Source organism: Bacillus sp. EB600 (assembly GCF_024494385.1).
Lineage (GTDB): Bacteria > Bacillota > Bacilli > Bacillales > Cytobacillaceae > JAEVLT01.
The window spans coordinates 209,886-231,078 of the sequence record NZ_JAEVLT010000004.1; the positions used below are offsets into that span (position 1 = coordinate 209,886).

The 21,193-nt window shown below is 40.5% G+C and carries 23 protein-coding genes and 2 riboswitches; of the genes, 2 read left to right on the forward strand and 21 right to left on the reverse strand.

The features are described from left to right. Window positions 1-8 precede the first annotated feature (8 nt). From JN080_RS06940 to JN080_RS06955, 4 genes are all read right to left on the reverse strand, one after another. Entirely contained in the window at window positions 9-305 is a 297-nt protein-coding gene (locus JN080_RS06940; RefSeq protein WP_256235201.1) for an MmoB/DmpM family protein, read from the reverse strand. A gap of 18 nt (window positions 306-323) precedes the next feature. Beyond that, complete coding sequence (locus JN080_RS06945) at window positions 324-1,445, reverse strand: ferritin family protein (RefSeq protein ID WP_256235202.1); 1,122 nt, start codon at window positions 1,443-1,445, stop codon at window positions 324-326. Between the two features lie 46 nt (window positions 1,446-1,491). Beyond that, window positions 1,492-2,406 (reverse strand): catechol 2,3-dioxygenase, encoded by a 915-nt coding sequence (locus JN080_RS06950; protein ID WP_256235203.1) that lies wholly within the window; start codon window positions 2,404-2,406, stop codon window positions 1,492-1,494. Between the two features lie 358 nt (window positions 2,407-2,764). Continuing rightward, window positions 2,765-3,040, reverse strand: coding sequence for a YutD family protein (locus tag JN080_RS06955; RefSeq protein WP_256235265.1), 276 nt, complete (start codon window positions 3,038-3,040; stop codon window positions 2,765-2,767). Window positions 3,041-3,157: 117 nt separating this feature from the next. On the opposite strand from JN080_RS06955, the gene JN080_RS06960 reads away from it, so the two are divergent. Further along, window positions 3,158-3,787 carry a YhcN/YlaJ family sporulation lipoprotein gene (locus tag JN080_RS06960; RefSeq protein ID WP_256235204.1) on the forward strand — a complete coding sequence of 210 codons (630 nt, stop codon included), beginning with the start codon at window positions 3,158-3,160 and terminating at the stop codon, window positions 3,785-3,787. Window positions 3,788-3,874: 87 nt separating this feature from the next. Here JN080_RS06960 and lipA read toward each other — a convergent pair whose 3' ends face one another. Next, complete coding sequence (gene lipA, locus JN080_RS06965; RefSeq protein ID WP_256235205.1) at window positions 3,875-4,789, reverse strand: lipoyl synthase; 915 nt, start codon at window positions 4,787-4,789, stop codon at window positions 3,875-3,877. 239 nt (window positions 4,790-5,028) lie between these two features. Between lipA and JN080_RS06970 the strand changes: the two genes are divergently transcribed. Beyond that, a complete protein-coding gene (locus tag JN080_RS06970) occupies window positions 5,029-5,961 on the forward strand; it encodes a M23 family metallopeptidase (RefSeq protein WP_256235266.1) in 933 nt (310 codons plus the stop codon). A 47-nt stretch (window positions 5,962-6,008) separates the two neighbouring features. Here the strand turns inward: JN080_RS06970 and yunB are convergent, their stop codons facing one another. The 16 genes from yunB to JN080_RS07050 all read right to left on the reverse strand — a co-directional run bounded on the left by yunB (window position 6,009) and on the right by JN080_RS07050 (window position 21,191). Continuing rightward, complete coding sequence (gene yunB / locus JN080_RS06975; RefSeq protein ID WP_256235206.1) at window positions 6,009-6,761, reverse strand: sporulation protein YunB; 753 nt, start codon at window positions 6,759-6,761, stop codon at window positions 6,009-6,011. A 114-nt stretch (window positions 6,762-6,875) separates the two neighbouring features. Next, window positions 6,876-7,178 carry a YunC family protein gene (locus tag JN080_RS06980; RefSeq protein ID WP_256235207.1) on the reverse strand — a complete coding sequence of 101 codons (303 nt, stop codon included), beginning with the start codon at window positions 7,176-7,178 and terminating at the stop codon, window positions 6,876-6,878. A 27-nt stretch (window positions 7,179-7,205) separates the two neighbouring features. Next, complete coding sequence (locus JN080_RS06985) at window positions 7,206-8,579, reverse strand: bifunctional metallophosphatase/5'-nucleotidase (RefSeq protein WP_256235208.1); 1,374 nt, start codon at window positions 8,577-8,579, stop codon at window positions 7,206-7,208. An 18-nt stretch (window positions 8,580-8,597) separates the two neighbouring features. After that, window positions 8,598-9,419, reverse strand: coding sequence for a sulfite exporter TauE/SafE family protein (locus JN080_RS06990; protein WP_256235209.1), 822 nt, complete (start codon window positions 9,417-9,419; stop codon window positions 8,598-8,600). Between the two features lie 209 nt (window positions 9,420-9,628). Further along, window positions 9,629-11,026, reverse strand: coding sequence for a Fe-S cluster assembly protein SufB (gene sufB / locus JN080_RS06995; protein ID WP_256235210.1), 1,398 nt, complete (start codon window positions 11,024-11,026; stop codon window positions 9,629-9,631). 53 nt (window positions 11,027-11,079) lie between these two features. Next, window positions 11,080-11,514: a Fe-S cluster assembly sulfur transfer protein SufU gene (gene sufU, locus JN080_RS07000; protein ID WP_256235211.1), complete on the reverse strand. Its 435-nt coding sequence runs from the start codon at window positions 11,512-11,514 to the stop codon at window positions 11,080-11,082. Further along, window positions 11,504-12,733, reverse strand: a complete 1,230-nt coding sequence (locus JN080_RS07005; RefSeq protein WP_256235212.1) for a cysteine desulfurase — start codon at window positions 12,731-12,733, stop codon at window positions 11,504-11,506. Before JN080_RS07005 ends, sufU begins: the two co-directional genes overlap by 11 nt. After that, window positions 12,733-14,040: a Fe-S cluster assembly protein SufD gene (sufD, locus tag JN080_RS07010; protein ID WP_256235213.1), complete on the reverse strand. Its 1,308-nt coding sequence runs from the start codon at window positions 14,038-14,040 to the stop codon at window positions 12,733-12,735. The genes JN080_RS07005 and sufD overlap by 1 nt, the downstream gene beginning before the upstream one ends. 17 nt (window positions 14,041-14,057) lie before the next feature. Continuing rightward, window positions 14,058-14,843, reverse strand: a complete 786-nt coding sequence (gene sufC, locus JN080_RS07015) for a Fe-S cluster assembly ATPase SufC (protein ID WP_256235214.1) — start codon at window positions 14,841-14,843, stop codon at window positions 14,058-14,060. Window positions 14,844-15,270: 427 nt separating this feature from the next. After that, window positions 15,271-15,636 carry a carboxymuconolactone decarboxylase family protein gene (locus JN080_RS07020; RefSeq protein WP_256235215.1) on the reverse strand — a complete coding sequence of 122 codons (366 nt, stop codon included), beginning with the start codon at window positions 15,634-15,636 and terminating at the stop codon, window positions 15,271-15,273. A gap of 199 nt (window positions 15,637-15,835) precedes the next feature. After that, window positions 15,836-16,684, reverse strand: a complete 849-nt coding sequence (locus JN080_RS07025; protein ID WP_256235216.1) for a MetQ/NlpA family ABC transporter substrate-binding protein — start codon at window positions 16,682-16,684, stop codon at window positions 15,836-15,838. A 70-nt stretch (window positions 16,685-16,754) separates the two neighbouring features. Beyond that, complete coding sequence (locus JN080_RS07030; RefSeq protein ID WP_256235217.1) at window positions 16,755-17,426, reverse strand: methionine ABC transporter permease; 672 nt, start codon at window positions 17,424-17,426, stop codon at window positions 16,755-16,757. Then, complete coding sequence (locus tag JN080_RS07035) at window positions 17,419-18,444, reverse strand: methionine ABC transporter ATP-binding protein (RefSeq protein ID WP_256235218.1); 1,026 nt, start codon at window positions 18,442-18,444, stop codon at window positions 17,419-17,421. Before JN080_RS07035 ends, JN080_RS07030 begins: the two co-directional genes overlap by 8 nt. A 159-nt stretch (window positions 18,445-18,603) precedes the next feature. Further along, window positions 18,604-18,708: riboswitch (SAM riboswitch) on the reverse strand. A 125-nt stretch (window positions 18,709-18,833) separates the two neighbouring features. Then, window positions 18,834-20,150 carry an O-acetylhomoserine aminocarboxypropyltransferase/cysteine synthase family protein gene (locus tag JN080_RS07040; protein ID WP_256235219.1) on the reverse strand — a complete coding sequence of 439 codons (1,317 nt, stop codon included), beginning with the start codon at window positions 20,148-20,150 and terminating at the stop codon, window positions 18,834-18,836. A 66-nt stretch (window positions 20,151-20,216) separates the two neighbouring features. Continuing rightward, window positions 20,217-20,318: riboswitch (SAM riboswitch) on the reverse strand. A 76-nt stretch (window positions 20,319-20,394) separates the two neighbouring features. Then, window positions 20,395-20,748: an SCP2 sterol-binding domain-containing protein gene (locus tag JN080_RS07045; protein ID WP_256235220.1), complete on the reverse strand. Its 354-nt coding sequence runs from the start codon at window positions 20,746-20,748 to the stop codon at window positions 20,395-20,397. A gap of 101 nt (window positions 20,749-20,849) precedes the next feature. Next, window positions 20,850-21,191: a thioredoxin family protein gene (locus JN080_RS07050; protein ID WP_256235221.1), complete on the reverse strand. Its 342-nt coding sequence runs from the start codon at window positions 21,189-21,191 to the stop codon at window positions 20,850-20,852. Window positions 21,192-21,193 lie beyond the last annotated feature (2 nt).

Below are 21,193 nucleotides of genomic sequence, written 5' to 3' on the forward strand. Positions count from 1 at the left end.
TTCCCTCCTTATTCTGCGTTTTCCCACTCGATCGTTAAGTGCTCTTCATCCCAGTCTGTAATAAAACCGAAATATGAGCTCATGAAAATGTGTAATTGGTCCATTTCAAAGTCTGCGCCAAGGTGTTCCTCTACTGTTTCCCGATTTAGTACCAACTTTCCGGGCACTTTTACTTTTTTATAAACGGAAAAGTCTTCGACGATAACCCCTTCGTTATCTTCTTCAATCGCTGCGATAATCGCTGTTACAACACCGCCGCCGCTTGTATCTAAATCTATTCCAACATAGGCTTGTTTTACTGTCATCGTATTCGTTCCCCTCTCTTAGTTAAGAGCAATTTCGTATTGTTTAAATGGTAGTTTGTATTTCTTATAGATTGGAATAATTGCTTCTTCCTCGATTTTTTTCAGTGTCTCTGGAAGATTGATCGATATTCCATGCTTTGCAAATAAAGGAGCTAAGGCAAGAACTGCCTCGAATGCCTTCGGATACCATTTATCGATCCATTCTTGAGTAATTTCGATATTAGAAAGTGTTTCTTCCGGTGTCTCCCGCGGGTCGCTTAAGATTCTGCCCCAGCGATAGTCCCCTTCCCAATCTTCATAGCCTAAAGATTTTAAATAATCCCAACGGCTTTCTGCTTTATCCTCTGTCAACATTTTGAAAAGAGAGAACGCCCAGTCACGATGCCAATCCAACTGCTTTGCAATCACCAAGTTCATAATGGATAAATGTGTATCACCATGTTTGGTTGCTTCTTGATTAAATTCGCGATACATCAAATTTCCTAATAGAAGGTCTAATGTTAAGTTTTCTGCTACAAGAACTTCTGCCCAGTCATCTGTCACAAGAATCTCTTCTACATAACGACGTAATGGTTGAAAAGCCGGTTCGTTTAGTAGCACCTCTTTGCCATGTGCTAGAAACTCACCATGATGCTCTTGCATATTCATTGCCCATTGAGAGATCCACTGAGCTCGTCCTGTTTTGTCATATGCTTGGTACGTGGCACATTGCTCAATCGATGTTCCTAATGCATAACGGATAACATGTTGCATTTGGACATTCTCACCGTATTCAAGATGTCTAAGCGGCGTGTAAAGATCTCTTAATGCATCTGCCCACTGTGGTGATAAGTTTTTAATGACACCAAGTTGTTCGGCATAAGCGAATCCATTTTCCACTTCTTCAGCCATTTTCTTTCTATTATTTACATAAGTTGTATACCAGAACTTTTTGGGGTCACGGAAGGCTTCCCAATCAGCACACTTTAATCGTGTATAACGTGGATCAAAAATATCATAGTCACGTTCATCAAAAATATGACGGTAATGCATATGCACATATGGCTGTTGTCTTACTGTTACATCTTCATATTCATTTTTTGTTTTGTAATCCCATGACTGATCACGGATTGTTTTTTTGAATGCAGGTTCATTTGACATCTTTTTTCCTCCTTATTAACATCCAAGGTTTCTTATTTCGATTGAATTAGGTTAACGCTTTTCCAAAGGATTCTATTAATTCTCTTCTATGATAAAAGATACCTTGTCCAATTTTGTCCTCTGTCCACGTAATGGTTGGGAAATCCTGATAGGTAATGTATCCGCTCGCAAATGCTTCGTTACGGTTTCCTGATGGGTCAAAGAAATAAACTGTTTCGCCTCTTGTGATTCCATGACGAGTTGGTGTTACCTCAATTTGAACATCATTTCTACTTAAAATATCAGCTGCTTTTAAAACGTCATACCAGTTGTCAACCTGGAACGCAGCATGGTGGAGCTTCTTATCCGGTCCTTTAATAAAGGCAATATCATGAGGCTTTCCATTTCTAGCATGCATAAAGCTTCCAATCATCGTTTCTCCATCTACTGTCGTGATCTTTTCACTTTGGTGGAGATCCAATGCTTCAGTGAAAAAGCGCGTTACATTTTCAACATCGTCCCCTGTTAGCAGCAGGTGGTCAAGACGATGCGGGGCGATTCCCCGTAAGCCCTCCGGCCATGGATGAGGGTTCAAGTTTCCGGTCCGTGTCCCTAGTTGCTTAATATCACAATACAATTCCATTTGGTGACCTGTAGGCAGCTCGAAACGGATTGCTTCTCCTTCTGCCAATCTTGTTCCTTTGGAAATACGTTTCAGTGTTAACCCAAATTGCTCAACTTTCTTTTCGAAATGTGCCAAATCCTCTTCTGATTCCACTTTAAAAGCAACGTGATCGAGTCCAGCAGAATCTGCTTCTTGAAGAATGAGGCTATGATGATCAAATTCATCCCATGCTTTTAAATAAACCTTTCCTTCGCTGCTCCCCACTACATCTAAACCAATAACATTGGTGTAATAATCAACCGATTGTTCAAGATCCAAAACTTTTATTTCTGCTCTTCCAATTCGCATAATAGACATTAACGACACCTCTTTTGTTTGATTTGTAAGCGTATTCTCATTTTAGAATTTTCTGAATTAATAGTATACAATTGATTCCGCTTATATTTGTGAGATTTTTCGTACGAATCGTACGAAAAAGCAAAAGCGGAAGCGATCGTTTAGCGACATACCTAGACATCAAAGATATAAATTCTAGGTATAAAAAAATGCTGATGAACATCACTAAATAAATAGTGCTGTTCAACAGCATAGAGTAAAACAGTTGTTTTTTATAAATTGGGTGAACTATGCGGTATAATCACAAGATGATTGAGAGGCTGTGGACTAGCGTTGTAAATTAATAAAGGCCAGAACGAGACGGTATCTGGCCAATCAGCTATTTTTTGACCTTTTTCAAAACAAAATAGGAACAGCCAAAATTACAATATTCATACAAATATTCACTTAATGTGCTAATTTTAGTATCAAAGGAAGCTTTTTGATTTTGATCATCAAAAAATCCCTTTAAACGGAGCTGACCGTAGCCCCAATCCCCTACAATGTAGTCATATCTTGATAAAATATCACTATATCTTGCCAGAAATGCCTCTTCGTTGAACCCATCTCGATACTCCCCGACTATTTCATAAGTAACGTTATTAACAGTAACCATCCATATCACCTCTATTTTCCAGCGAATCAATACTACCATTATAACCGATTCACCATCAATTACTAAGAAAAATATCCTCACACTTGGTCAACCTAATGGGTAAGGGAGGTGTTGTTAGTGAAAAAGTTAGCCTGTATTGCCGGTCTATGCATGATTACAGCCTTGACTGGCTGTGCAAATGATACGAATAACCGCGGCATTTATGAAAAGAGCGGTAATACATTAAATGTGAATAATAAGCGGACAGAGCTATACAATGAGGGTGGAGCAAGCGATGTCCGTAATATCAGCACCAACTATGGATATGTACGCCATCAGAAAAGTCCAATTATGAATGATAACAACAACCACTATGCTTCACTCAACCGTGAGCAGGTTGCCAATATCATAAGCCGGTACAGCACAAATATTCCAAATGTAAATGATGTAGCTACACTTGTCACTGACCAAGAAGTATTAATTGCCTATCAAACCGATTCAAAGGACAGGAATTTAACCGCTGATCAGGTCAAAAGAACTGCAATGTCTGTAGTACCTCGTTATTACCATGTCTATGTTACAGATCAGCAAAGCTTACTAAGGGATGTAGAGAACTTGTCCCATCTCGATTCAACCAGCAGAAACGCACGTAACTCTGTAAATCATTTAATTACGCAAATGAAAAAATCTCCTCAGGGTGCACCAATGAACAATAGTGAAAATGCCAATGGCGAGACAGCAGATGACAAAATGTACAGAACTAAATAAAGCGAAAACAAAGGGTCTGACCTCTCTACTACAATACTTTGCTAAATATTGAGTTTAGAACGAGGGGTCAGACCCTTTTAATTTGTTTTACGCTTCCTTTGCACTTTCATCAACAAGTTTTTTATGATTTGCAGCGGCATGTACCTGCTCATCAGCATGATAAGAAGAGCGAACAAGCGGCCCTGCCTCACAATGGCTGAACCCTTTTTCTAAAGCTATTTCCTTGAGCTCTTGGAATTCGTCAGGACTATAATATTTTTGCACCTTCAAATGTTTTTTTGTTGGCTGCAAATATTGGCCAATTGTCATGATGTCGACTTGATTTGTCCTTAAGTCGTCCATGACCTCAAGAATTTCCTCTTTTGTTTCTCCAAGACCAATCATTAAGCTGGATTTGGTCGGGATCGTTGGCTGCATTTCTTTTGCACGGCGCAAAAATTCAAGGGAACGATCATAGCGTGCCCTTGCTCTAACATTTGGCGTCAACCTACGGGTTGTCTCGATATTATGATTTAAAATATCCGGCTTGGCTTCCATTAAAATTCTTAGGTTTTCTTCCACTCCACCCATATCAGACGGAAGAACTTCAATCGTTGTAAACGGATTTTTGCGGCGAATCGCCCTAACTGTTTCCGCAAAGACTGCAGCACCGCCATCCTTTAAATCATCACGAGCGACAGCAGTGACAACGACATGCTTTAAATTCATTAACTGAACGGAATCCGCAACTCTTTCTGGTTCTTTCAAATCCAATTCAGTTGGTAAGCCTGTTTTTACAGCACAAAAACGGCAGGCCCTCGTACAAACATCACCCAAAATCATAAAAGTAGCTGTTCTTCTGGCACCCCAGCATTCGTGGATGTTTGGACATCTTGCTTCCTCACAAACAGTGTGAAGGCTTTTTTCCCGCATCATTTTCTTTAAGCCTGTATAACTCTCGTTTGTATTTAGTTTTATTTTTAACCAATCAGGTTTTTTTAAATGTTCTTCTTTTCTGCTCATATTTCCACCCCGTGTATGTTAATAAAAATACTTCTAATAAATTGTATTGTTGCTTCCTTGTCACTTTACCATACTGAAAAATGAACGACAAGTCGTACACACCATATTACCAATTATTAACCATCATGATTTGACCGGGATATCATAAACTACTTCTGTAAATTATTTTTTGGAAAGGGAGGATTCCCGTGCGGACAATTTGGATAATAAGCACCTGTCTTCTTCTTTTTTTTACAGCGATTGATGTTCATGCCGAGGAGACTGATATCTATCAAAAGAGAATGGATTTGTATAAAAAAGTCGAAACCATCACCCAGATCCCTTGGTATTATTTAGCTGCTATTGATCAATATGAAAGAAGCATCCGCGCAGTCCGCAGGGATCTACCAAAAGCTGAAGGGACGGTTGGCATTTATTTTCAGCCGGAAGTATGGGCAGGCCTGACAAATCCGAATCTTTCTGATGAAAATCCGGTCACTATTCAATTTTTTGATGGAATGGGTGTAGATGGGAATGGAGATGGAAAGGCAAGTTTAAACAATGACGAAGATGTCATATTTGCATTTGCCAATTTTCTTCTTTCTTACGGGGTTGATCCCGATAATATTAAGATTGGCTTATGGAATTATTATCACCGTGATAAAACAGTTGGAATTATCGCCGACAAAGCAACAGTGTATCGCCATTTTGGCCGGCTGGATTTGGACGCACACGCCTTTCCACTTCCGTTACGCTCCAATCATAGCTATCGGTCAACTTGGGGAGTTGCAAGAGGTTGGGGCGGGCGTAGAATCCATGAAGGAACAGATATTTTTGCTGGGTATGGTGTTCCTGTTCGAGCCACAAATTATGGGATTATTGAAATGAAGGGTTGGAATCGATACGGGGGCTGGAGGATCGGAATTCGCGACATCAATAATACCTACCACTATTTCGCGCACTTAAGTGGGTTTGCCAAGGACATTCATGTCGGTCAGGTAGTGGAACCAGGACAACTCATTGGCGGGGTTGGCAGCTCCGGCTATGGTCCTCCAGGAACCTCTGGTAAATTTCCGCCTCATTTGCATTACGGCATGTACAAAGATAATGGCATAACGGAATGGTCCTTCGATCCCTATGTACACCTAGCTGCATGGGAAAGACAAGAAAGAATTGAAGCAAGACGGAAATAAGATAAACAGGAAGAGGCTGCCTGGATAGATTAAAGCAGCCCTTTTTATTAATTTTTTTTATCAGGCAATTGAATGGATGGGGCTGAACCGCCTCCGCCATTATAAAATTGTGGTACATCTCCTTGAATTAGCGTCCCGCCTACGGGTATGGTTTGTTCAAGCTCTGTTACTTTTGTTGCAAAAGGAAGAATAATTTGAACCGATACGATTAAATGAATCGATACATCGATCCATGTATTATTTATTCCCATTGGCTTAAAAGTGGTTTTTATATCTGGACGAACATCACCAATTGCAAAAAAGCGAACCGGAATGTTCGGTCCCAAGTTGCCAAACAAAGCACTTTTGGTCACTTGGCCGATCGGTATATACCACTGAAGTCCATTTTCCGTTTTTTTAGGGTCTGTTTCCATTTTTACATTAGTCAATTGCTCGAGTGATGATAAATCCCCGTTTTCAGCTGTTTTTAAATTATTTTGGATTTCGGTTGTTGTTTCAGCTAAAAAGCGGTTAATCACATCCGGATTTAATTTAGCAGTGGGTTTTCCATCTGGCCCTTTGACAACTTGAATCGCTTCTATTCCGCCGGTATTTACTTTTTTGATCGATTTGCTTATGACGAGGGCGGCAATTTTACGGGTTTGGGATTCAGCATACTTCATTAGTGTCGGCTCAATACTTTTGTTAATAATCCATAACCCTGCGGCAGTGGAAAAAAGAAAAAAAACTAGTGAAAGTAATAACACATAGCGGAAAGGCAAAGGTCCCTTGCGCGTAAGCCTTCTGCGGAACTTTACCAAAAAAATCCCCCCTTACAAGCTATATGTATGCTGGAAAGAGGGAAACTAGACAATTCTTAAAGTCAAAAATCTATACAATATTTATAAATAAAAGCCTGACGCATACGCAGGCTTTTAAATCATTTTTAATAAGGCCTCTGTTCCAATCATCCCTTTGTGGATGCCTAAGCTTTCAGCCTCAAGGGTAACTGATTCCAACGGAGCATCCAGCAGCTGCTGAATCGTTTTAACCCCAACTGCCCGGCCTGCAATGATTTTGCGATCCTTTAATCTATCGTTTAACAAGCTCACATCCAGTGCACCACACATGATATACCCCTTATCATTTGCGACAGCCAGTAGCGTTGTTTTAGGTAATAAAACAGTAACAGCCAAAAAGGTATGACCGCCCAATTCGATTGGTGAAAGATCAATCAATTTAGCAACACTCCTTTCCCTATCAATTTATGACAGGGAAGGAAATGAGTTCCGCCCGTTTTGCAGTTTCCATTTTAATAGGTCACGAAGAAATTCGGGCAGATAATACCTTTTTTTCTGACAATGATAAAGCTCTTGAAAGAAGCGGCCAAACGCGAACATATCTGGGATTGCCAGGCTGTAGCGCTTAGCTGGATCAATCTCTTGGTTATCGATAAGAATTTCTCGTTGGTTAAAATCAATTTGATCATATACAAATGTCCCCATTACCGTTCCCCTAAAGCCAAGACCGTAAATTTTTTGCTGTGGCCATTTTTCCGCCCTTGTTTGGAAAAGAACGCTTGCTAGCTCTTTCCCACTGAGTTCTACTTTACAAGGATTGATAGGATGCGGACAAACGGTAAGTAGATGAAAATTCGTTACATTGCCTGACAATGGACCTAATAGCAGACCTGCATTTAAAAATGCACAATCCGCATCGCACCATTCACGCAAAGCCTCACATAACAACCGCGAAAAGTTCGTTGCCTGGAAATAGTTGTTCTCTAACGGTTCCGGCAAGACCGTTATTTTTTGACTCAGCATCTTTTTACCTTTCCTATAAAGAGCATCTGCTTTATCCGCTTCTCCGTTTATAACCGGCAGCTCGTTTACATCATAAAGAATTGCCTGTTTGTGGATGACCTCTTTTTGCTCAGATATTTCTAATGTAGTGTACCCAACGTAATTCCCAAATTTTCCAGCCGCACCGATCAGGGTTTGATTTACTACTTTTCCCTCTTGCAGAACATGGTGAGTATGACCGCCTAAAATCACATCAATAGCGGGAAACTGTTCAGCAATTTCCTCATCCATGTTAATACCAAGGTGGCTCAGCAAAATAATTACATCGGCATTTCCTTTAATAGCTTCCACCTGTCTTTTCAACTCTAAAAAAGGCTCCGTCAATTGCCAGCCGAGCAGTTCAAAGGGCTGAGAAAAATAAGCAGTTAGACCGATTACAGCAATTCTCGTTCCTTCCTGTGTAGAATACAACTTAAAAGGCTTGACCCAGCTAGGCTGTATCAGGTCTTTTTTATAAAAATTGGCCACTAGGACATCGAAGCTTGCTTCATCGTACAGATGGTCTAAATCCTGATAGGAAAGATTAATTCCTTCGTTATTACCGATTGTTACTGCCGTATAGCCGGATTCATTTAGCAGCCGGGTATTTCCTTTTCCTTTTGTTGCTTCGGAAAAAGGATGCCAGCGATCGACAAAATCCCCAATATCAAAGAGAAACACATCTTCCGCTTGCTTTAGATGGCCTTTTTTCCTTTCTGCCAGAAACTGATGAATACGAGGCCAGTGTTCTAAGTGACTATGCACATCATTTGTATGATAAATATGAATGGTTTCCAATTGACTCAGTCCTTTAATTTAGCCGGTAATTCCTTGATAAATAAGACGAATTCCAACGACCACCAATATTGTCCTTAAAAGTAACACGATTGTTTTACTTTTTAATTTTGAGTTTAAATATACACCAATATTTGCCCCAATCCAAGCGCCGGGTACTAATGCCAGTGCCAAAAGCCAATTCACATTACCAAGGGTAATATGCGTAATTGAGCTTATAATCGATGTCGGAAAAATCATAAACATTGAGGTTGCAACAGCCACATGCGGCGGGAAGAAAAATACTAGAATCATTGTCGGCACCATTAAGGATCCCCCGCCTACCCCAAAAACTCCTGAGATAAACCCGACAATAAAGGAGATCGTAATGCCCGCCACCAGGTTAAACCCAAATTCAAATGTCTGCCCTGTATTATCAGTAAATGTGCGAACAACTCCCTTTTCTTTTCGGAATGGCAGCGGTTTCAACTTGTTTTTTAGTGTTAAGACTACAGAAACAAGCAAAATGAAAATCCCAAAAAAGAGATTAAAGGAATGCAGGTCTAATGATTCGGTAACCCAGGCTCCAAGAATACTTCCTGGACCGCTGCCGATTAAAAAAAGTAACCCGCTTTTATAATCTACGGTTTTATGCTTCATATATGCCAATGTTGAAGATAGTCCGGTAAAAATCATCGTAAACAGTGACGTACCGACGGCCACCTGCGGGGTTATATGCGCGAACCCTGGAACAGCTGCCAAATACAGCAATGCGGGAACAACAATAATCCCTCCACCCAAACCAATTAGTGACCCTAACGAGCTAGCTGCAATTCCAATTAATAATAAGACGATCCATTCCACGATTCTAGTCTCCTGCCCTTTCCTGATATAAATATAATCCGATTGTTGTAAAACCAAGGGCTATGGAAACGTTTTCCTTGGTCATCTCTTCCGAAATATGTATTGGTTTACAGTTATCCTTTATTTCTTCATCATAGCATACGTTGAAATTTTCTTTTTTATAAACAAATCCGCCTTCCTCTAAGGAAAGCGGATTTGTTTATCTTATATTATCCAATAGACCCTTCCATCTCGAACTTGATAAGACGGTTCATTTCAACGGCATATTCCATTGGCAGTTCTTTTGTAAATGGTTCAATAAAGCCCATGACAATCATTTCAGTTGCTTCCTGCTCTGAAACACCGCGGCTCATTAAATAGAAGAGCTGCTCCTCAGAAACCTTGGAAACCTTTGCTTCATGTTCTAGTGAAATATTGTCATTTAATATTTCATTATATGGAACTGTATCAGAAGTGGATTTATTATCCATAATCAGCGTATCACATTCAACGTTTGAACGGGCACCATCGGCTTTACGCCCGAAGTGCACCTGTCCGCGATACGTTACTTTTCCACCATGCTTTGAAATTGATTTAGAAACAATGGTTGAAGAAGTATTTGGGGCTAAGTGAATCATTTTCGCTCCAGCATCCTGGTGCTGACCCTTACCGGCAATTGCAATCGATAAAGTCAGTCCACGGGCACCCTCACCCTTTAGAATAACTGCCGGATACTTCATTGTTAACTTAGAACCAATATTTCCGTCAATCCATTCCATTGTCGCATTTGCATCACAAACCGCACGCTTCGTAACAAGGTTGAATACGTTATTAGCCCAGTTTTGAATCGTTGTATAACGGCAATAGGCATCCTTCTTAATAATAATTTCAACTACGGCACTGTGTAAGGAGTTTGTTGTATAGACTGGTGCTGTACATCCTTCTACATAGTGTACGGACGCGCCTTCGTCAACAATAATCAGGGTACGTTCAAATTGACCCATATTTTCTGAGTTAATCCGGAAATACGCTTGTAATGGAGTATCTACTTTTACACCAGGTGGAACATAGATAAACGAGCCCCCGGACCAAACAGCTGAGTTTAAGGCAGCAAATTTATTATCGGTTGGCGGAATAACCTTTCCAAAATGTTCACGGAAAATGTCTTCATTTTCCCTTAGTGCAGAATCGGTATCCTTAAAAACAATGCCTAATTCTTCAAGTTCTTCTTTCATATTGTGATAAACAACCTCTGACTCGTATTGGGCTGAAACTCCGGCAAGATACTTTTGCTCCGCTTCAGGAATCCCAAGTTTATCAAATGTTGCTTTAATTTCTTCAGGCACTTCGTCCCATGACTTTTCGGATTTTTCTGATGGCTTAACATAATAAGTTATTTCATCAAAGTTTAACGAGCCCAAATCTCCGCCCCATTGTGGCATTGGCTTGCTATAAAAATACTCTAATGATTTCAAACGGAAGTCGAGCATCCATTGTGGCTCGTGCTTCATTCTGGAGATTTCCTCAACGATTTCACGTGTCAAACCACGTTTTGACCGGAAAATGGAAACGTCTTTATCGGCAAACCCATACTTATAATCACCGATTTCTGGCATCTTTTTAGCCATTGTCGTGTTCCTCCCATTCATAAAAGATTACGGGTTTTGACACCCTTCGTAAGTTATTTTTCTTGGCTCAAGCCCTTTTCCATTGCCTTCCAGGCAAGCGTTGCACATTTAATACGAGCTGGAAATTTAGAAACACCTTGCAATGCTTCAATATCCCCAAGATCAAGGTCATCATCATATTCTTTACCCTGCATCATTTTCGAAAAAATTTCCGCTAATCGGAGCGCATCTTCCGCTTTTTTTCCTTTAATAGCCTGGGTCATCATCGATGCGGAGGACATGGAAATCGAGCAGCCTTCCCCTTCGTACTTTACGTCCGTAACAATTCCATCTTCGACTTTCATCGTCAATTGAATTCTATCTCCACACGTTGGGTTATTCATATTTATCGTTAGGTTGCTCTCTTCGAGAACCCCACGATTACGAGGTTTTTTATAATGATCCATAATAACCCGACGGTAAAGCATATCTAAATTATTAGAAGACATCGCTAAAATACTCCTTCGTTTTAAGAAGACCTTCAACAAGCCTGTTAATATCCTCTTCCGTGTTATATAAATAATAGCTTGCCCTTGCCGTAGCACTGGCACAAAGCTTTTTCATCAGCGGTTGTGCACAATGATGTCCGGCACGGACCGCAATTCCTTCCGCATCAAGTACAGTCGCAACATCATGCGGATGAACATCCTCTATATTAAAGGTAACGAGACCGGAACGCTTTGCTGGATCCATCGGTCCATAAATCGTTATTCCTTCAATCGACGATAGTTTCTCAAGAGCATATACTGTAAGCTTATGCTCATGTTCTACAATCTTGTCTAGTCCAACCTCATTTAAAAAGTCAACGGCAGCACCTAACCCGATGGCCCCCGCAATTGTCGGTGTACCGCCTTCAAACTTCCAAGGAAGCTCTTTCCAGGTAGAATCATACAATTCCACAAAGTCGATCATTTCGCCGCCAAATTCCACCGGCTCCATGTTTTCGAGCAAATCCTTCTTACCATATAGTATGCCGATCCCGGTTGGCCCGCACATTTTATGACCGGAAAAAGCAAGAAAGTCACAGTCCAAATCTTGTACATCCACTTTCAAATGTGGAACACTTTGTGCACCGTCCACTACCATAATTGCTCCATTTTCATGAGCAATTTTGGCAATTTCTTTGATAGGGTTGATTGTGCCAAGTACATTTGAAACGTGTGTAACCGATACAATTTTCGTATTGGCTGTAACTGTTGCCCGGACATCCTCAAGCGACAGTGTGCCGTCTTCCAGAAGTGGAATATATTTCAGTGTTGCACCCGTCTTTTTTGCAACCTGCTGCCACGGAATAATATTGCTGTGATGTTCCATGTAAGTAATGACAATTTCATCGCCCTCTTTTAGATTGGCTGCACCGTAGCTTGCGGCCACCCAATTGAGTGAAGTAGTCGTTCCCCTTGTGAAAATGACTTCTTGGGTTGATTTTGCATTAATAAACTTCCGAACCTTTTCGCGAGACCCTTCGTAGGCATCAGTTGCCCTCGTTCCAAGCGTATGGACACCGCGGTGGACATTGGAATTTATTTCCCGATAATACTTCTCAAGGGCCTCAATCACTTGGATTGGTTTTTGAGATGTAGCTGAGCTATCTAAATAAACAAGTGGATGATCATTTACATCTTGGTCTAGTATTGGGAACTGGTTGCGAATATCTTTGATATTCATTAGCGGACTTTCCTTTCAATTACTTCTGTTAATTGTTTTTTCACGCCTTCAATCGGCAGCTGATTTACTACTGGTGCAAGGAAACCATGGATAATTAATCGTTCAGCCTCGTGTTTAGAAATACCCCGGCTCATTAAATAATACATCTGCACCGGGTCAACTCGTCCTACCGAGGCAGCATGACCGGCCATGACATCGTCTTCATCAATCAACAGCATCGGGTTTGCGTCGCCGCGTGCTTTTTCACTAAGCATGAGAACGCGTGATTCTTGCTCTGCATTTGATTTGGAGGCACCATGTTCAATTTTACCAATTCCATTAAAAATGGCTGTTGCGCTTTCTTTCATTACACCATGCTGTAAAATAAATCCTTCTGTCCGCTTACCATGATGGATAACCTGTGTCGTGAAGTTCTGGGTCTGTTCACCGCTCCCAACGACCACTGATTTCGTGTCCCCAAAGGAACCATCGCCAATAAGATTGGTGGTATTTTCAGAAATAGTGTTTCCTTCATTCATTAATCCCAGGGCCCATTCAATCCTAGCATCCCTGGCAGCAATACCGCGGCGGTTAACATAGGTGGTAATTCCCTTTGCTAACGTATCAACCGCACCATATAGAACCTTTGCGTTCGGACCTGCGATTACTTCAGTAATAATATTGACAACACTATTGGATTCAACTGTAGAAATGTAGTTTTCCACATATGTCACTGAACTATTATCCTCTGCCACGACAATGACGTGGTTAAAGAGGGCTGTTTGCTCATCATCCAGTACATATACTGCTTGAATTGGTTCCTTTACTTCAACATTTTTCGGAATGTATAAGAAAGTTCCACCATTAAATAATGCCGCATGGAGAGCCGCTAACCGGTGTTCATCCACTTTTACACCTTGTGTCATTAAATATTTTTGCACAAGATCGCCATGCTCACGTGCTGCTGTGAAAATATCAGTGAAAATAACGCCATTATTTTTTAATTCATCTGTTAGAGATAATATAGCCGGTGTCTGGTTCCGTTGAATATATAAACTTTTATTTCCCGCTTCCAGGTCAACTAATGCCTTAACATCCTCTGGCAATTCAGTAAGAGATGTAAATGGCACACTCTTTACAGTATGCTGTTTAAATTGCGTAAAATTCCATTTATCAATCTTTGTTTTATCTGGTCTTGGCATTGGCAATGTATCGGCAAGGCTTAATGCTTTTTGGCGAAATTCTAAAAGCCAAGCAGGTTCTCCATTTTCTTTTGAAAAGGAGTTAACAAAATCCATGTCAAAGGGTAGCTTCGTTTCAATTGTCATTTTGATCCTCCTAACGCTTACGCTTCTTGCTCAACTGTTTCGTCTTCAATTCCGAGCTCTTTCTTGATCCAGTCATATCCTTCTGCTTCTAAGCGCTGTGCAAGCTCTGGACCGCCATTTTTAACGACGCGGCCTTGCATCATGACATGCACAAAGTCAGGAGTAATATAGTTTAAAAGTCGTTGATAGTGAGTAATCATGATGCAGCCGAAATCTTCGTTCCGCATCGCATTAATACCTTTTGATACTGTTTTCAATGCATCGATATCTAAACCGGAGTCAATTTCATCGAGAATGGCGATTTTTGGTTGAAGCATCATTAATTGTAAAATTTCATTTCGCTTTTTCTCACCGCCGGAGAAGCCTTCGTTTAAATAGCGCTGTGCCATATCAAGATCCATCTCAAGATATTCCATTTTTTTATCCATTTCGCGGATGAATTTCATTAGCGAAATTTCATTACCCTCGCCGCGACGGCTGTTAAGAGCTGAACGTAAAAAGTCAGCATTTGTAACTCCGTTTATTTCGCTTGGATATTGCATCGCCAGAAACAGGCCGGCACGTGCACGCTCATCAACCGCCATTTCAAGAACGTTTTTTCCATCTAATGTAATACTTCCGCTTGTTACTTGGTATTTAGGATGGCCCATAATGGCAGATGATAAAGTTGATTTACCAGTACCATTTGGTCCCATGATCGCATGGATTTCTCCACCTTTTATTTCAAGGTTTACACCCTTTAAAATTTCCTTGCCTTCGATTGCAACATGTAGATCTTTGATCGTCAAAGTTGACCCACTCATATATATACCTCCGCAAAGTTAAAAAGTAAAATTGTGTTAAATAGGGAGAACCCTATATTTCATTCTCAATCTATTCTCATTACAATCTTATACCAAATAAAATCTTATAGCAACCCTTAAGTAGTGATAATTGTCACAAAACGTGGAGATTGTTTTTTTCAGTAAGCATAGAGAGAATGAGAATCACTAAATGAGATATTTATGAACAATTATGTAAACCGGGTAATAGAAAAAAGAATCGTTATCTTTCGACAAAATGTATTAATACGATTAAAATGATACCCCTATAATTTTACTTTGCCAAGTCCACACGAAGATTTATTTTAACTACTTTTTCCCAGGTATGCGGTTTTAATCTATATTTAAACGATAACCTTTATAAACAAGAAAAAAGCCAGTAAAGCGTTTCACTGGCTTTTCCTATTCCTTAATGCAGTTGATTTAGTTCTGTCATGCATTCCTGGACAAGGGTGACAGCCTGACTCATTGCAGCTCCGCCGCCAAAGGCTGCAGTTACTCCAACCGCCTCTAATATTTCTTGCTCACTGGCGCCTTCATCAAGGCAGCCTTTAACATGATAAATGATGCAGTATTCATCCTGAGAATATAGGCTGATTCCTAAAGCGATCAGCTGTTTATCTTTTTTGGACAGGGCGCCTTCTTTAAAGCACTCCTCGGTGAATGCATTGTAATATTGGGCAAGGGAAGGCATCCTTTGCGTAAAGACCCCAAGACCTGCTTTATATTCATATAGTGCTTCCTCAGTTGAATTACGAGGCTCTAAATGTTCCATTATTTTTTCACTCCATTTCAGTAAAGTCATCTTTAGTATGGAGAAATGTGAATGGAACTATGTAATGAGGCAGTATTTTTTTTGATTTAAGGAAACCACTAACTTCTAATCATTCCACTTCAATTTCATTCTTCCTCCGAAGTGGAATGATTAGCTCATAGCACAAAAAAAACAGGCTTTCGCCTGTTTTTTGTAAAGATTACTTAGAAACCGGTAAAACGGCTCCTTTGTATTGTTTCGTAATCCAGTCTTGGATTTCTTTTGATTGAAGCACTTTAACAAGTGTTTTAATTGCCGGTTTGTTTTCATCACCTTGACGTACAGCAATAATATTGACATATGGTGATTTTGGATCAGCAGGTTCATGAGCGATAGCGTCTTTCATTGGGTCTAGTCCATTGTCAATTGCATAGTTTGAGTTAATAAGAACGGCATCCCCTTCACCGTTTTTGAAGATTTTTGGTAATAGCGCTGCTTCATAATTCGCATCAAATTTTAAATTTTTGGGGTTGGAGACAATATCCTTTATATCATACTCCTGCGGGTTAACACCCTCTTTAAGTTTGATCAAGCCTAAATTTTGAAGCATTAACATAAGACGTGCGTGATCAGATACAGAGTTACTCATAATGATATGTGCGCCATCTGGAAGATCTTTTAAGTTTTTATATTTTTTTGAGTAAACACCAATTGGCTCGATATGAACGCCGCCGGCATTGGCAAACTTATAGCCATTTTCCTTCATTTGTAAGTTGAAGTAAGGAATAGTCTGGAAGTAGTTTGCATCTAATTCTTTTGAAGCTAGTGCTTTATTTGGCAAAATATAATCTTGGAATGTAACGATTTTTAAATCAATACCTTTTTCTTTTAAAATGGGCTGTGCCTGTTTTAAAATCTCTGCGTGTGGTACGTTTGAAGCCCCAACCGTTAATTTTGTTACCTCTTTTTTCGCACTATCTTTTGATTTATCAGTTGATGTGGATGAACCGCATGCAGCTAATACAAGGGCAAGTGACAATGCTAAAAATAAACCTAACCATCTTTTCATGTTTGTCTCTCCTTTTCTTTGCACCCAGCGACTAGTGTACGTCGCTAAACGGGCGCTTCCGCTTTTCCTTTTACCTTTTATCTATTTTAGTAGTGATAGTATCACCAATAAACTGAATTATAAATACGATAATTAGAATGATAACTGTTGCGACAAGTGTAACGTCGTTTTGGTTCCGCTGAAACCCTTCGAGATAGGCCAGGTTTCCGAGACCGCCTGCTCCGATCACTCCGGCCATCGCTGTGTACCCAACAAGAGCAATCGCTGTAACCGTTATCCCCGAAACAAGCGCCGGCATCGATTCAGGCAGAAGCACCTTCCAAATAATCGTCCACGTCGTTGCTCCCATTGATTTAGCTGCTTCTATAACACCCTTATCAATTTCTCTCAAGCCAATTTCTACCATCCTTGCATAAAATGGAGCAGCTCCGATAATTAAGGCCGGCAATGCCGCCTGCTCCCCAATCATGGTTCCAAACAATATAGTAGTAAACGGTATTAATAACACAATCAAAATGATAAACGGAATAGACCGAAAAATATTAACAATGGCACTAATAACTGTGTTAACCGGCTTATTCTCCCACATGTTTCCTGGTGAGGAAAGAAAAAGCAATAAGCCAAGTAAAATTCCCAGTATAAAGGTTGCAAGAACAGAAATACCAGTCATATAAAGAGTTTGAACAGTCGCATCCCACATTGCCTGCCAATCAATATCCTTGAAGTATTGATGACTATTCATTTGTAACCACCTCCACTCCTACCTGCTGCGAACGAATAAATCCAACGGCTTTATTCACCTTATCATCGTCCCCATCGATATGAATGATCAGGGTTCCATATGAACCATTCTGCGTTTGTGAGATTTTGCCTTGCAGGATATTGACTGTCACATCATGATGACGAATCAGCTCTGTGATGACAGGCTGTTCGGCTGATTCACCAATAAACGTCAATTGAACAATTTTCCCGGAAGGATAGCGCTCCAGTAAATGCCCGATCGTTTCCTTTGTATCTTCAGGCTCGGTTACCTGCTGGACAAATCGCTTTGTAATCTTCTGCTGCGGGTTTTTAAAGACATCCAGTACAGGCCCCAGTTCAACGATGTGACCGCTCTCCATAACAGCGACCCGATGACAGATTTTCCGGATCACATGCATTTCATGTGTGATTAACACAATTGTTAATCCTAATCGCTTATTGATATCCACCAATAAATCTAGAATCGAATCCGTTGTTTGCGGATCAAGTGCTGATGTTGCTTCATCGCAAAGAAGCACCTTAGGGTTGTTGGCAAGTGCTCTTGCAATCCCAACCCGCTGCTTCTGGCCGCCGCTCAGTTGAGAGGGATAAGCAGTTTCCCGCCCTTCAAGGCCAACCAGCTTGATCAGCTCATTTACCTTTTTTGCTTTTTCCGATCCTTTTACTCCGGCAATCTCTAATGGAAAAGCAATATTTTCACTCACTGTTCTAGACCAAAGTAAATTAAAATGTTGAAAAATCATGCTGATTTCCTGACGTGCTTTCCGAAGCTCACTGCCTCTGATCTTCGAAACGACCCTTCCAGCAACGGTAATTGACCCTTCAGTAGGGAGCTCGAGCCCATTCAGCATACGGATCAAGGTACTTTTTCCAGCACCGCTATAGCCAATCACTCCAAAAATTTCCCCATCGTTGATTTCAAGGTTAACATCATCAACAGCTGTTAATTTTCCTTGTTTGGTAGGGAAGATCTTTTGGACATTTTTAATTGAAATCATTTCATCACCTGCTTTTTATCCAAAATTTCATTTGTAGAGTACCAGCCATCAAATTCTTATCTATAGGATTTGAAAGGTATAGCAAAAACATTCTTTTAAGGATAAAAGAAAAAGCCCTTCTGCCAAAATGGCAGAAAGGCATAATGATTTAATCCCTCTCTCCCATCTCCCAAAGCAATCGCTTTGTGTGAATTGGCACCATATCAATAAATTGACGGTTGCCGGGCTTCATCGGGCACATCCCTCCACCTCTCTTGATAGGCATATCAAGCAAAACCTATATTAAATTTAATTTTCAAAAATCGGTAAACTTAAATTACAAAAGCAATCGTATCACGGAAAAAAACAGGTGTCAACGTTATTGCAGTAAAATTTTAAATAGGAAAAGTTTACGCTTCAAGAGTCAGAGAAGTTAAGTCTGTAGCCGCTTTAATTGCTGCTTCGAGTTCCTCGATAATATCATCAACGTTCTCAATCCCAATTGAAAGACGAATTAAATCCTCAGAAACGCCAGATGCCTTTAATCCTTCTTCATCTAACTGCTGATGGGTGGTGCTTGCAGGATGGATAATTAAGCTTCTTGAGTCTCCAACATTGGCAACGTGCGCCCATAATTGAATCGAATCAATCAGTTTAGCACCAGCTTCTCTGCCGCCTTTAATACCAAAGATCACCATTGAACCGGCACCCTTTGGCAAATATTTCTTAGCTAATTCGTAATCAGGATGCGACTCATGTCCTGGGTAGGTAACCCAAGCGACTGCAGGATGCTTCACTAAATAGTCTACAACCTTTTTGGCATTGGCAACATGCTCTTTCATCCTGACATGCAATGTTTCAAGCCCTAAGGTAAATTGGAATGCACTTTGCGGGCTAAGGGCCGGTCCAAGATCACGAAGCAACTGAACACGTGCCTTGGTAATAAACGCAGCAGCCCCGATATCTCTTGAGTAGACAATGTCATGGTAGCTTGCGTCAGGTTCGGTAAATCCAGGGAACTTAGGAGAATTCCAATCAAATTTCCCTCCGTCAACAATGATTCCGCCCATTGTTGTTCCATTGCCGAGCAGCCATTTTGTTGCAGAGTGAATCACAATATCAGCACCAAATTCGATTGGTCTGCACAAATACGGAGTCGCAAATGTATTATCAATAAGTAAGGGAACCCCTGCCTCGTGAGCAATGTTAGCTACTTTTTCAATATCTAATACGTTTAAGGCTGGATTACCAAGTGTTTCTGCAAAAACTGCTTTTGTCTTATCCGTGATAGCCTGACGGAAGTTTTCGGGATCTGTCGGGTCAACAAACTTTACGTTGATTCCATATTTAGGGAGAGTAACTGCAAATAAATTATATGTTCCACCATAAAGTGTTGAGGCTGAGACAATTTCATCGCCAGCTTGAGCAATATTTAGGATTGCTAAAGTAATCGCAGCCATCCCACTGGCAGTTGCTAAAGCCCCGATCCCACCTTCAAGCAGGGACACACGCTCCTCAAAAACGGCAACAGTTGGATTGCCAATCCGTGTATATATGTATCCTGCTTCCTTTAGTCCAAACAGGTTTGCGGCATGCTCTGTACTTTTAAACTGATAGGCATTGTTTTGATAAATCGGCACGGCCCGGGCACCTGTAAGAGGATCAGCGTTCAAACCTCCATGAACACTTAATGTTTCAATACGGTAGTTCTTTTTCTTTTCTCCCATTACACTTCTCTCCTCCTATTATCGACAATGAAATAAAACCCCCTATTCTAAGAAGAGGGGGTTCTCTTCTTATCTTTCAGAACATATTGTTCTGCTGGAATTAGCACCGTGCTGATCTCCGGTTGCTGGGTTTCACAGGGCCAGTCCCTCCACCACTCTTGATAAGAAATTTATCGAATTGTCATTATTAATAAAATATTTATAAAAAAAGTTTATCCTATTAATTTTATCGAGTCAATAGGATTTAACTTATTTTCGCAAATAACGGCTCTGTTTTTCCGAGATAAAAAAACGCCTCCAGTAATAAGAGGGTCCGAATTGGAGCTGAAAATTGCAGTTCTCCTCTAATGATAAGTGTTCTTAGCTTTTCTCTTCCTTCAACTAAGTCTTTTAGAGAGCCAGGTTCTCCCCGCATACTGTACTTATTACTGTTTTGATTTCCATTATCAGCAAGAAAAATCTCTCCGTTTTTCAATAAGAGGGTGATACTTTCTTCCTTCATGATAAAATCAATCGTTAACTCAACGTTTTCGATTAGCAGCAATACATGCGGCCGGTTGCTTACCGACTGAATAAAGGCTTGAACCGTTTCGATCATCTTCATCACTCCGGTCTATATGGCTTTACCCATATATTCCGTAAACCAGTTCAAAAATCCTTTTAGAACCTTTCGACATTTTATTTTTTTGCTGTTGTTATCTAAATTGTCGAAGCAGGGTCTATATCGACTGTAAGCTTTAGTTCATTTATTTTTTCAAGCAAAAAAGGAACCGAGTGAAAAGCATAAATTTTATCGACAACGATGCCCTCTTTTATCAGCAGCAGGCATGGAACACTTTCCACTGCCATGTTAACAGCAAGCTCAGGATAGAAATTTAGATTCATCATTCCCATATCCAAATCGCTCATTTCCGCTACAACCCGCATCATCTTGGAAGCGACCTGACAGGTACCGCATAATGGAGTATAAATATAAACAATCCCTGTAGCTTTTGCTGTCAAGAAAGCTAACAGCTCGTCGTGATTCCATTCCCTCATCATTC

Excerpts from the sequence above, each read along its gene's own strand:
- JN080_RS06940 (WP_256235201.1), bottom strand. The coding sequence starts at position 305 with ATGACAGTAAAACAAGCCTATGTTGGAATAGATTTAGATACAAGCGGC.
- JN080_RS07005 (WP_256235212.1), bottom strand. The coding sequence starts at position 12,733 with ATGAATATCAAAGATATTCGCAACCAGTTCCCAATACTAGACCAAGAT.
- sufD (WP_256235213.1), bottom strand. The coding sequence starts at position 14,040 with ATGACAATTGAAACGAAGCTACCCTTTGACATGGATTTTGTTAACTCC.
- JN080_RS07050 (WP_256235221.1), bottom strand. The coding sequence starts at position 21,191 with ATGATGAGGGAATGGAATCACGACGAGCTGTTAGCTTTCTTGACAGCA.
- sufC (WP_256235214.1), bottom strand. The coding sequence starts at position 14,843 with ATGAGTGGGTCAACTTTGACGATCAAAGATCTACATGTTGCAATCGAA.
- JN080_RS07020 (WP_256235215.1), bottom strand. The coding sequence starts at position 15,636 with ATGGAACATTTAGAGCCTCGTAATTCAACTGAGGAAGCACTATATGAA.
- sufU (WP_256235211.1), bottom strand. The coding sequence starts at position 11,514 with ATGTCTTCTAATAATTTAGATATGCTTTACCGTCGGGTTATTATGGAT.
- JN080_RS07040 (WP_256235219.1), bottom strand. The coding sequence starts at position 20,150 with ATGGGAGAAAAGAAAAAGAACTACCGTATTGAAACATTAAGTGTTCAT.
- JN080_RS06955 (WP_256235265.1), bottom strand. The coding sequence starts at position 3,040 with ATGGTTACTGTTAATAACGTTACTTATGAAATAGTCGGGGAGTATCGA.
- JN080_RS07025 (WP_256235216.1), bottom strand. The coding sequence starts at position 16,684 with ATGAAAAGATGGTTAGGTTTATTTTTAGCATTGTCACTTGCCCTTGTA.
- lipA (WP_256235205.1), bottom strand. The coding sequence starts at position 4,789 with ATGAGCAGAAAAGAAGAACATTTAAAAAAACCTGATTGGTTAAAAATA.
- JN080_RS07030 (WP_256235217.1), bottom strand. The coding sequence starts at position 17,426 with ATGAATAGTCATCAATACTTCAAGGATATTGATTGGCAGGCAATGTGG.
- JN080_RS07045 (WP_256235220.1), bottom strand. The coding sequence starts at position 20,748 with ATGATCGAAACGGTTCAAGCCTTTATTCAGTCGGTAAGCAACCGGCCG.
- JN080_RS06945 (WP_256235202.1), bottom strand. The coding sequence starts at position 1,445 with ATGTCAAATGAACCTGCATTCAAAAAAACAATCCGTGATCAGTCATGG.
- sufB (WP_256235210.1), bottom strand. The coding sequence starts at position 11,026 with ATGGCTAAAAAGATGCCAGAAATCGGTGATTATAAGTATGGGTTTGCC.
- JN080_RS07035 (WP_256235218.1), bottom strand. The coding sequence starts at position 18,444 with ATGATTTCAATTAAAAATGTCCAAAAGATCTTCCCTACCAAACAAGGA.
- JN080_RS06950 (WP_256235203.1), bottom strand. The coding sequence starts at position 2,406 with ATGTCTATTATGCGAATTGGAAGAGCAGAAATAAAAGTTTTGGATCTT.